Genomic DNA, 8,989 nt, shown 5'->3' with positions numbered 1-8,989 from the left:
ACCTTCCGCGCTCCCTTGAGGAGGTTTACAACCGTCGACGGCTTCACTCGGCACTCGGTTATCTCAGTCCTGTGCAATTCGAGGATCAACACACCCGGCGAACGGTCAAACCAGCAGCCTGACCCCGTCTGCTCCGAGGGGCCCACTCCAATCGGCTTCCAACATTGACCCCACACGAGATGAGCAATCCGGTGATGGTTCAAGGAATTGGGCCGTGTTGGGCGGGGTCAACCTTCGGCGCCGATCGGAGGTCAAACCGTACGCCGAATAACATTACGACGACGATGGCACTGTTCATTGCTGAGTGGTGCGGCGTCGAGCCTCTGACCATCACCGCTTAATCCAGAGTGACAATAAGCGATAAGACGCAGCCATAGCGAACAGTCGCGAGAATGCGGGCTGACAGCCGCACCGTACCCTCTGTTCCGTGAGGTGCACAGTCTTGTAACCGAATAGTTTTCCGTCGACTGGATCGGCCAGAAAAGCAAAACTCGTGAGCGGGCTCGACGAGGCGATGATCCGGATGATGCGCAACGGCGTGTTTTCCGAAATTGGGCGCACCGTGGCCGCCCAAGGCAGGTTCCGTCTAAAGCGCTTGCATGGGACGGAATCATCAGAGGGCTCCGGGTCTGGCCCAGTGATCCAAAAGACCACATCAATCGTTCTGACAGGGACACACACAGCGAGTTAGCATGTCTTACACCGCTCTCTATCTGGCCGTTGCTGTTCCATTCGCTCTCACCGACGCGATTTGGCTCAAACCGATGGGCATCTCGCGACGATCGGCGACATCGCGCGAAGCGAACCAAACCTCTGGCCCGCGATTGTGTTCGACTTGCTTTATCCGCTGGGACTGATCGCATTCGCGGTGTTACCCGCGCACGCCGCGGCTTCCGCCAGCAGGGCCGTGATGCTTGGCTTGCTGTTTGGCTTCTTCACCTATGCAACCTATGACCTTGCCAATCAGGCGATCCTCCGGAATTGGATCACGACGCTCTCCGTGGTCGACATCGTCTGGGGCGGATTGTTGGGTGGCGGCAGCCCCTACTGCGGATATTCGGCGGCTCGGCATCTGCTGACAGTCTGAGGAGCGCATCATGGCGGAGGCAACACGTAAATCGGCAAAGGATTTAACGGGCGGTCTCACAGCCGCTGGCTGGCGCAAACTCGCCAAGCGGAACGGGTCGCGGTTGAAGCCGGGCTTCAAGAAGTCCGCCACGTCAATGACGCTTGCGGAAATGTGTTGGAAGGGCAGCTGGGCAGTACGCTTCCACGGTCGAAAGAAAATGCCTCCCCTGGGTGGACAAAAACGGCAAGCCGACCCGGCACGCGTTGTCGGCCCACGCGTGGGGGGAGCCCGTGCCCAAGACGGTCCCGGCCAAAGGCAGGCGCCTTCTAGAGCGATATCGGAAGCTAAAAGAGGCCAAACAGAAGCGGTAGCGGATCCGCCCGCACCCATTGACCCGGCTGAAAATGCATATTTTCGGATCGTACGGTGATCCATGTCGACTGCGGCGTCGTTCCTTTTGACGTACCGCACGCACAGGCATAACAACGTGAACGCTCAAGCTGCACGGCTGATCCGAAGGGAACCGTTCGAGGCGCACCCCTTTCCGACCAGGCAGCATCGACTCACAGGTGAAAGGCTGAAGGCGACGGTGGATTGGGCCTATTTGATCAAACGCGTCGCGAACGAAGGCGATCGCGACGCATTCGCCCGCCTGTTCGAGCATTTCGCTCCTCGCGTGAAGGGTTTCCTCGTCAAGACCGGAAGCGATCCCGAAACGGCGGAAGACATCGCTCAGAGCACTTTCGTGGCCGTGTGGCGAAAGGCAGGTCAGTTCGATCCGGCTACCGCGGGCGTTGCGGCATGGATATTCACGATCGCGCGCAATCAGCGCATCGACGCCGCCAGGCGTTCCGTTCGTCAGGAGCGGGCCCTCTCGGCCGAAGCGACTTACGAGGTGGATACCGCGGACTCCCCCGAGCAGATACATGCTCGGAACGAGGACGCTGCGCTCATTGCGGCAGCGCTTGCTCGTCTATCGGAGGAGCAATCCACCGTGGTCCGTTTGTCGTTTATTGAAGAGAAAGCGCACGGTGAGATCGCCACCTCGCTGGGCATCCCGCTTGGTACCGTCAAGTCGCGCATTAGATTGGCCATGAACAGGTTGAGAGAACTACTGGACGAACCGAAATGACTATCAAGCATCATCCCCCGGAGCATCTCATCGCCGGCTTTGCCTCCGGTTCGCTCGAGGAAGCGGATCGACTTGCCATGGCGGTCCATGCAGCTCAATGCCCGAGCTGCCGCCGGCTGCTTGGGGCCTTGGAGCGGATCGGTGGCACGGCTATCGACCAAGCTCCCCCAGCTCCCATGCGCGAAGACGCATTTTCGAATGTCCTCGCCAAGATCGATGCGAAGCTCGCGCCTTCGCCTGCCGCAACTGGTGCAACCGCGACGCCGGCGGAGGACGATCTGCCCGACGTTCTCCGCCGATGCCGTTTCGGCAAACAGCGCCGCGTGGCTCCGGGCGTGAAGATGCAGCCGATCATCCTGTTGGGTGCCGACCGGTCGCGCGCCTTCCTGCTCTGGTCCGCTCCCGGCGCCAAGATGCTCGATCACACGCATTCCGGGACAGAGTTGACCTGCGTCCTGAAAGGCAGCTTCGCGCACGAAGGCGGTCATTTCGGGCCCGGCGACTTCGACTACGGCGACGGAGACGTGAACCACCAGCCTGTCGTGGGCATCGAGGAGCCTTGCCTTTGCTTCGTGGCGATGTCCGGCAGCCTGAAAGGCAATGGGTGGCTCGGGCGCCTTGTATCGCCTTTCATCAGGCTCTGATCGACCTGCAAAGTAAGGTGCAGCGCCGCGTGTAGAAACGAGGGCCAACGTATTCGGATGGCGAAGTCGACGCAGCTGAAGACACGAAACCTCGTCCTGGTCTTGGGCGACCAACTCGACGGCGACTCCGCAGCCTTCGACGGCTTCGATCCTGAAGTCGACGTGATCCTGCAGATGGAGGTGATGGAAGAAGCGGCCTACATCACTCAACACAAGGTTCGCGTCGCCTACTTCTTCGCCTCGATGCGACACTTCAGGGAGGCTATGATCGGGCGTGGGCGACGCGTGCACTATGTCGGCATCGACGATCCCGCCAATACAGGCAGTTTCGAAACCGAAATCGAGCGCGCTCAGAAGCTGCTGAAACCCGAACGCACCATCGTCCTCGAGCCGGGAGACTGGCGCGTCGCTGAGAAGCTGAGACGTCTTCCCCAGCCGCCTGAGAAGAGGACCGATCGGCATTTCCTCTGCTCGCGGGACGAATTCGCCGCTTTCACCCGGGATCACCCACGATACATTCTCGAGACCTTCTATCGCTTCATGCGCAAGAAGACCGGAATTCTGATGGACAAGGCCGGCAAGCCGATCGTCTCTGCATGGAACTGCGACGAGCAGAACAGGAAGCCGCTTGGGAGAAATGCGCCGGTCATTCCGTCGGTGCCTGCCTGCCAGATGGACCCAATAGCCACGGAAGTGCGCGACGTCGTTGCGCGACGCTTCGCCAGCAGCCCGGGCAAGCTCGACACCATCGACCTTCCCGTGTCGCGTGCCCAGGCTCTCGAACAGTTCGAGGATTTCGTATCTAACAGGCTGCCGCTGGTCGGCACCTATCAGGATGCGATGCGTAATGGAGAGCCCTTTCTCTACCGCTCGCGCCTTACCGGCCCGGTCAATCTGCATATGCTGACGCCGGACGAGGTAATCAGGGCAGCGCACGCGAATCGAGCGGCTCCGCTGCACGCGATCGAGGGTTTCGTTCGCCAGATCCTCGGGTGGAGGGAATACGTACGCGGCATCTATTGGCAGCGAATGCCCCACTATGCCGATGAAAATGCTTGGACGCGCATCTCCGGATGCCCCGGTTTTACTGGACGGGCGAGACCGACATGCGCTGTCTCGCGGACGCCATTGCGCACACCATCAACCATGCCTACGCCCATCATATCGAGCGCCTGATGGTGCTCGGGCTTTTCGCGCTGCTTCTAGGCGTCGCTCCTTACGAAGTGCACCGTTGGCATATGTCCATGTTCTGGGATGCGATCGCCTGGGTGTCGCTGCCCAACACGCTTGGCATGAGCCAATATGGGGATGGCGGCGTGATGGGCACGAAGCCCTATGCTGCGTCCGGCGCCTACATCAATCGGACGAGCGACCATTGCAAAAAGTGCCGGTTCGATCCCAAGACGGCCGTGGGCGACGATGCCTGCCCGTTCACCACGCTCTACTGGAATTTCCTCGCCAAGCACCGCAAGCGGTTCGCTTCGAACGGCCGCACGAGAAATCATTACCTCAACCTGGCCCGGAAGGACACCGACGAGCTCCGGGCAATCCGGCGACGCGCAGACGCGCTCGCCTCGAGCCCGCCCTAGTTAGGCGTTGAGAATGACTATGCTGGCGTTCAAAATAGTCGCAAACGAAACCCAGAGCGCATAGGGCGCAAACAGCAGCGCCGACAAGCGATCGCGAGACCATTGGTACGCGATGAAGGCCAGGATGGTCAGCAGCATAGCCACTATGACGATCAGCGCACCTTTGGTCGAGTGGATGGTGAAAAAGATCGGCGACCAGGCGAAATTTAAAACCATCTGAGCGCTCCAGTTGAACTTTCCAATCGCCTCGCCTTGCGCTGCCCACACTCTCCAGCCGGCGACAGCGATCAGCAGGTAAATCACCGACCAGACGGGTCCAAAGATATAATTGGGCGGGTTGAAAGATGGCTTGCTCAAGGCGGCGTACCATTGCCCTGGAGGATTCAGCATTCCGATCGCGAAACCTGCACCGACCACGGCGATAACGAACATCGCTAAGCTGACGTAGCTCGGCTTCCCGGATCCGACTCTTTTGTCCGATCGGACGAGGGTCCCCTCTGCTTTAAATCTAATCATCTTCGCTTTGCCCAAATTCTACGCCGTTCGCTCAAGCGTCGCACGGATGCGACTGATCATGACTTGCACGTTAACGCACAGTTCATGGAACTTCAGCCGCTCCGCCCCTGAGGTCGTGAGTTGCCCGATTTCCCACAGCGCTGCCGAGGCCTGCTCGATGCGACCGAGCAGCCCGAGGATGTCCATCGGCGCTCCGCCCGTATCCATCTGTTCGGCGACGTCTTCGGCGAGCCGGGCGACCTGCGCCATCCGCGTTTCAGAGGCAAGATCGTCATCCGGCCGGGGAAACCGTATGATGTTGTTTTCGATCATCGGGTAACCGCCGCGTCCGTCCGTCAATACGCATAAAAACGCGGCCGAAGCCGCGTTGGATCACTTTGCGGCCGGCAACCGCTGCAGGATCAACTCCCTCTCCTTGTTCCTTTCCCAAACCTTGATCCGGCTGGCCTTTACTTCGAGTAGCACCAGGCCCGGAGTATCGGTGCCCTCCTCGAACCATTCGTCGAGATCCGGCGTCCAATGCTTTTCAAAAGCGGCCTTGTCGCGGACCAATTTTGCCGTCCCTTCGACGGCGATGTACACCGATCCGCTGAGCAGGTGGAGGGATAAGCGCATTGCTGCGATCGTGAGACGATGCGCCGAGATCCCCGGCCACGAACTCTTCAAGTATGTGGACGACAACGGGTCATGGGAACGGTCGATTCCGGAGATTCTAGGCGTAACACGCCCGCGATCTGCCGGAAGAGCTACGTGCCCCCCGAAATCCTGACAGCCTACATGTCGGGAGACCTCGTCAGGATGATCGACGCGAAGATCGCCCGTAGACTCAAACGCTAGTACGCGAAGCTAACGCCGGACGAGGTCATGGTGCTGGCTTTCCGCAAGCGGCTGCAGGCATTGAAGACCCCTTGAACAACGCACACCACCGGCTGGGTCGCACAGAGCCATATTCCCCCCAGCAGGTTCTCTCGTCGGGAGAGGCAGCAGAACTGACGTCTCTCCCGACTAGCATTCACTGCGGTCTAGAGGCGACGTCGCACTCAACTCTTCGGCAGCATGACGGTGTCGATCACATGGATCACGCCGTTGGATTGCTTTACGTCCGCAATCGAGACCGTGGCGACGTCGTTCTTCTCGTCGGTCAGCGTGATCTTGTTTCCATTCAACTTGGCGGTCAGCATGCAGCCGCCAACCGTCTTCACCGGATGCGCGCCCTTGTCATCCTTGATCATCTTGTCGATGGCGCCTGACATGGCCTCCGCCGCCACGACGTGGCACTTCAGGATCGTCGCAAGCTTTCCCTTGTTCTCCGGCTTCAGCAGTGTATCGACCGTGCCCGCAGGTAGCTTCTCGAATGCCGCGTTCGTGGGCGCAAACACCGTGAATGGGCCCTTGCCCTTTAATGTGTCAACAAGACCTGCCGCCTTCACGGCGGCAACCAGGGTCGTGTGATCCTTGGAATTAACGGCATTATCCACGATGTCCTTGTGGGGATACATCGCGGCCCCACCGACCATCGGGTTCTCGGCGAGAGCGGCGGTGGCCATGAGGCCGAAGCCAGATGCTGCGATCAAGCTCAAAATGCGATTGTTCATGTCGTCTCCTGTGTGCCCGGCTCCGATGAGGAACTTCCGTCGGCAGTATGAATACGACGCCGGCCCGGAAATGGTTTGCAGATATATTGCGGCGAAGCGCCGCGAAGCGGCCGGTGATCCAATCTGAGATGTCGAACGTTCGGGCCGCTTCGCACCTAAGAAAACTAGCGCCGGGAGCTTGGCATGTATTAGAGATCCTCGCCTCAACTTCGTATACGCTCCCGTCAGGTAAAGAGACTTTAGAATGGTCGAGCTGGAAATGGCATTGGACGGGGCGCTTCAACGTTCGACCATGGCATCGGTCGAGAACGGTTTTGCTGAGCAGGTGCTTACACTCGGGACCTGATCAGATACTGTTCGGTGCGTGGCGACGAGTTCGTGGTCCAGGACCGCGTGTTCAGCGAGCTGCGCAAGCGCGGCTATTCCATGGAGCGCTTCCAGACAGGAAGCGATCGAACGGCACCCCGGCGGATCACCCTTTTCTCCCGCGCATTCCCGGGCGCCCATCGTTGTCGGAACGCATAGGCCGCGCGAGGAGAAAGGACGATCGCTGTCTCTGCAGGTCCATGTGGAAGTGGTCCCGCCCGGCCCCGACACCTTGTGGACCCATCCCCCCTTTGAACCGGTAATCGATGGCGATTGGCTGTATGGCCGCGGAGGCGCCGACATGAAGGCAGGGCACGCAGCAAATCTCTACGCGCTCGACGCGCTGCGGAGAATCGGACTGCAGCCGGCCGCCACGGTTTATGTGCAATCGGTTGTCGAAGAAGAATCCACGGGCAATGGCGCCCTGATGACCCATCTGAGAGGGTATCGGGCCGAGGCCGTTCATCCCGGAGCCTGAGATGAGAAGCTGGTACGCGCGAACGTGGGCGTCATCTGGTTTCAAGTGAAGGTTCAGGGCATACCCGTCCATGTGAGAGAAATGGGAACGGAGCAAACGCGATAGATGCCGCCTATCGCGTGATCGGCGAGCTGCGAAGGCTCGAGACGGAGTGGAATGCGAAGAAAGCCGGGCGCCCGCATTTCGAGACCGAGGATCACCTGATCAACCTGAACATCGGCAAGATCGAAGGCGGGGACTGGGAATCGTCCGTGCTAGCCTGGTGCCGGATCTATCCGGGGTGGTCGGCCGCCGACGCCTCTCGCGAGATTCGGTAGCGCATTGGAAAGTTCGCGCCACAGACGCGTTTCTGTCGAATATCCCACCTACCGTAACTTTTCATGGATTTCATACGGAAGGCTACGTCCTGGAGCCCGGCACCGAGGCCGAGGCGGTCTTGGCCGTTGCCCATCGCGTGGCCACTGGCAAGACTCCGCAGACCTTCATGACCGCCGGATACCTCGATACGCGGGCCTATTCGCTTTACGACGAGACCCCTGCGCTATGTTACGGCCCTTATTCCCAAAACATTGATGGATTCGACGAACGCGTGAGTCTGTCTTCGCTCAAGCGAATTACGATGCAAATAAGCGCCGCACTTTGACCCCCATCTGGAGTGGGCCCCTCGGAGCAGACGGAATGGCTTTCAGCAATTGACCCGGCAGCCGGGCTTTCAGAGGATGAAGGCCCATGGCAAAGCACCGAACGCATAGCGTCGAGTTCAAGCAGCAGGTTTCCCAGGAGTATCTGAGCGGCGAGACACTGCATGCCCTCGCGAAGCGGCATGACATCTCCCGCAATCTGATCTGGGTCGAGAAGTTTCAGGCGGGCGCTCTCGATGAAGATTTGGCGGCGGCCGATCTTCTCCAGGATTATGAGGCGCGAATTGCCGCCCTCGAGAGGCTGGTCGGCAAACAGGCCCTGGTGCTCGAGTTTCTAAAGGGGGCTCTGCATGCACGACCGCGGAGGAGAAGCGAGCCTACATCCGCGATCACCGGCCCCGCGGCCTCTCCGTCACGGAAGGATGTCGGCTGATGGGGATTGCGCGCTCGACTTACTATGACCGCTCTGAGAAGGCGGCCGATGATACTGCGATCGTTGAGGCGATCGCCACTATCTGCGACGAGTTCGAGCACTATGGCTGGCGTCGCGTCCAGGCTGCGCTTCGCCAGCAGGGCCTGATCGTTAATCACAAGAAGATCCGCCGCCTGATGCGTGAGCATGACCTTCAGCCGAGATTACGTCGCCGCTTCATGGTGACAACAGACAGCGATCACGGTCAGCCGACCTTCCCGAATCTCGCCACCGACATCACTCCCACCGGTCCCGACCAACTCTGGGTGGCCGATATCACATATGTCGCCATCGCCGGCGGCTTTGTCTATGTCGCCGTCATCTTGGATGCCTGGTCACGGCGAGTGGTCGGATACGCCATCAGCCGCTCGATCGACGCCCGGCTGACGCTCGCGGCCCTGGCCGCCGCGATCGAAGGCCGCAAACCACCTCCCGGCTGCGTGCATCATTCCGATCGTGGATCACAATACGCTGCGGCTGCCTATCG

12 protein-coding genes and 1 pseudogene are annotated in these 8,989 nt (G+C 59.9%); 9 read left to right on the top strand and 4 right to left on the bottom strand.

Annotation, left to right across the window (positions count from 1 at the left end; genetic code table 11):
- Nucleotides 1-826 precede the first annotated feature (826 nt).
- The 6 genes from CT676_RS42270 to CT676_RS46385 all read left to right on the top strand — a co-directional run bounded on the left by CT676_RS42270 (nucleotide 827) and on the right by CT676_RS46385 (nucleotide 4,434).
- Entirely contained in the window at nucleotides 827-1,087 is a 261-nt protein-coding gene (locus tag CT676_RS42270; RefSeq protein WP_244623511.1) for a DUF2177 family protein, read from the top strand.
- 10 nt (nucleotides 1,088-1,097) lie between these two features.
- Nucleotides 1,098-1,499, top strand: a complete 402-nt coding sequence (locus CT676_RS45845) for a DUF6321 domain-containing protein (RefSeq protein ID WP_244623510.1) — start codon at nucleotides 1,098-1,100, stop codon at nucleotides 1,497-1,499.
- Between the two features lie 159 nt (nucleotides 1,500-1,658).
- On the top strand, nucleotides 1,659-2,201 hold the full coding sequence (locus CT676_RS42265; RefSeq protein WP_135217199.1) for a sigma-70 family RNA polymerase sigma factor: 543 nt from the start codon (nucleotides 1,659-1,661) through the stop codon (nucleotides 2,199-2,201).
- Nucleotides 2,198-2,845 carry a ChrR family anti-sigma-E factor gene (locus CT676_RS42260; protein ID WP_135217196.1) on the top strand — a complete coding sequence of 216 codons (648 nt, stop codon included), beginning with the start codon at nucleotides 2,198-2,200 and terminating at the stop codon, nucleotides 2,843-2,845. Before CT676_RS42265 ends, CT676_RS42260 begins: the two co-directional genes overlap by 4 nt.
- Nucleotides 2,846-2,902: 57 nt before the next feature.
- Nucleotides 2,903-4,021, top strand: a complete 1,119-nt coding sequence (locus CT676_RS42255; RefSeq protein WP_343287592.1) for a cryptochrome/photolyase family protein — start codon at nucleotides 2,903-2,905, stop codon at nucleotides 4,019-4,021.
- Nucleotides 3,952-4,434 (top strand): hypothetical protein, encoded by a 483-nt coding sequence (locus CT676_RS46385; protein WP_343287591.1) that lies wholly within the window; start codon nucleotides 3,952-3,954, stop codon nucleotides 4,432-4,434. The genes CT676_RS42255 and CT676_RS46385 overlap by 70 nt, the downstream gene beginning before the upstream one ends.
- Here CT676_RS46385 and CT676_RS42250 read toward each other — a convergent pair whose 3' ends face one another.
- The 4 genes from CT676_RS42250 to CT676_RS42230 all read right to left on the bottom strand — a co-directional run bounded on the left by CT676_RS42250 (nucleotide 4,435) and on the right by CT676_RS42230 (nucleotide 6,545).
- Nucleotides 4,435-4,866, bottom strand: a complete 432-nt coding sequence (locus tag CT676_RS42250; RefSeq protein ID WP_135217195.1) for a TspO/MBR family protein — start codon at nucleotides 4,864-4,866, stop codon at nucleotides 4,435-4,437. It abuts the gene before it with no gap.
- A gap of 102 nt (nucleotides 4,867-4,968) precedes the next feature.
- A complete protein-coding gene (locus CT676_RS42245) occupies nucleotides 4,969-5,262 on the bottom strand; it encodes a hypothetical protein (protein WP_135217194.1) in 294 nt (97 codons plus the stop codon).
- 60 nt (nucleotides 5,263-5,322) lie between these two features.
- On the bottom strand, nucleotides 5,323-5,565 hold the full coding sequence (locus tag CT676_RS42240) for a pyridoxamine 5'-phosphate oxidase family protein (protein WP_135217193.1): 243 nt from the start codon (nucleotides 5,563-5,565) through the stop codon (nucleotides 5,323-5,325).
- 425 nt (nucleotides 5,566-5,990) lie between these two features.
- Nucleotides 5,991-6,545 (bottom strand): fasciclin domain-containing protein, encoded by a 555-nt coding sequence (locus CT676_RS42230; RefSeq protein WP_135217192.1) that lies wholly within the window; start codon nucleotides 6,543-6,545, stop codon nucleotides 5,991-5,993.
- 259 nt (nucleotides 6,546-6,804) lie between these two features.
- Between CT676_RS42230 and CT676_RS42225 the strand changes: the two are divergent.
- The 3 genes and pseudogenes from CT676_RS42225 to CT676_RS42215 form a co-directional block, all read left to right on the top strand.
- Nucleotides 6,805-8,032: pseudogene (locus CT676_RS42225) on the top strand (ArgE/DapE family deacylase).
- Nucleotides 8,033-8,118: 86 nt separating this feature from the next.
- A complete protein-coding gene (locus CT676_RS42220; protein WP_135217191.1) occupies nucleotides 8,119-8,463 on the top strand; it encodes a transposase in 345 nt (114 codons plus the stop codon).
- Nucleotides 8,412-8,989: IS3 family transposase (locus CT676_RS42215; protein ID WP_135217198.1), on the top strand; the 578-nt coding region annotated here is incomplete at its 3' end. The genes CT676_RS42220 and CT676_RS42215, both read left to right, overlap by 52 nt.

This window comes from Bradyrhizobium sp. MOS001 (genome assembly GCF_004634465.1).
GTDB lineage: Bacteria > Pseudomonadota > Alphaproteobacteria > Rhizobiales > Xanthobacteraceae > Bradyrhizobium > Bradyrhizobium barranii.
The sequence above is the reverse complement of the archived record's forward strand: the minus strand, read 5'-3'. Positions and strand labels throughout refer to the sequence as shown.

Excerpts from the sequence above, each read along its gene's own strand:
- CT676_RS45845 (WP_244623510.1), top strand. The coding sequence starts at position 1,098 with ATGGCGGAGGCAACACGTAAATCGGCAAAGGATTTAACGGGCGGTCTC.
- CT676_RS42255 (WP_343287592.1), top strand. The coding sequence starts at position 2,903 with ATGGCGAAGTCGACGCAGCTGAAGACACGAAACCTCGTCCTGGTCTTG.
- CT676_RS42240 (WP_135217193.1), bottom strand. The coding sequence starts at position 5,565 with ATGCGCTTATCCCTCCACCTGCTCAGCGGATCGGTGTACATCGCCGTC.
- CT676_RS42260 (WP_135217196.1), top strand. The coding sequence starts at position 2,198 with ATGACTATCAAGCATCATCCCCCGGAGCATCTCATCGCCGGCTTTGCC.
- CT676_RS42220 (WP_135217191.1), top strand. The coding sequence starts at position 8,119 with ATGGCAAAGCACCGAACGCATAGCGTCGAGTTCAAGCAGCAGGTTTCC.
- CT676_RS42245 (WP_135217194.1), bottom strand. The coding sequence starts at position 5,262 with ATGATCGAAAACAACATCATACGGTTTCCCCGGCCGGATGACGATCTT.
- CT676_RS42230 (WP_135217192.1), bottom strand. The coding sequence starts at position 6,545 with ATGAACAATCGCATTTTGAGCTTGATCGCAGCATCTGGCTTCGGCCTC.
- CT676_RS42250 (WP_135217195.1), bottom strand. The coding sequence starts at position 4,866 with ATGTTCGTTATCGCCGTGGTCGGTGCAGGTTTCGCGATCGGAATGCTG.
- CT676_RS46385 (WP_343287591.1), top strand. The coding sequence starts at position 3,952 with ATGCGCTGTCTCGCGGACGCCATTGCGCACACCATCAACCATGCCTAC.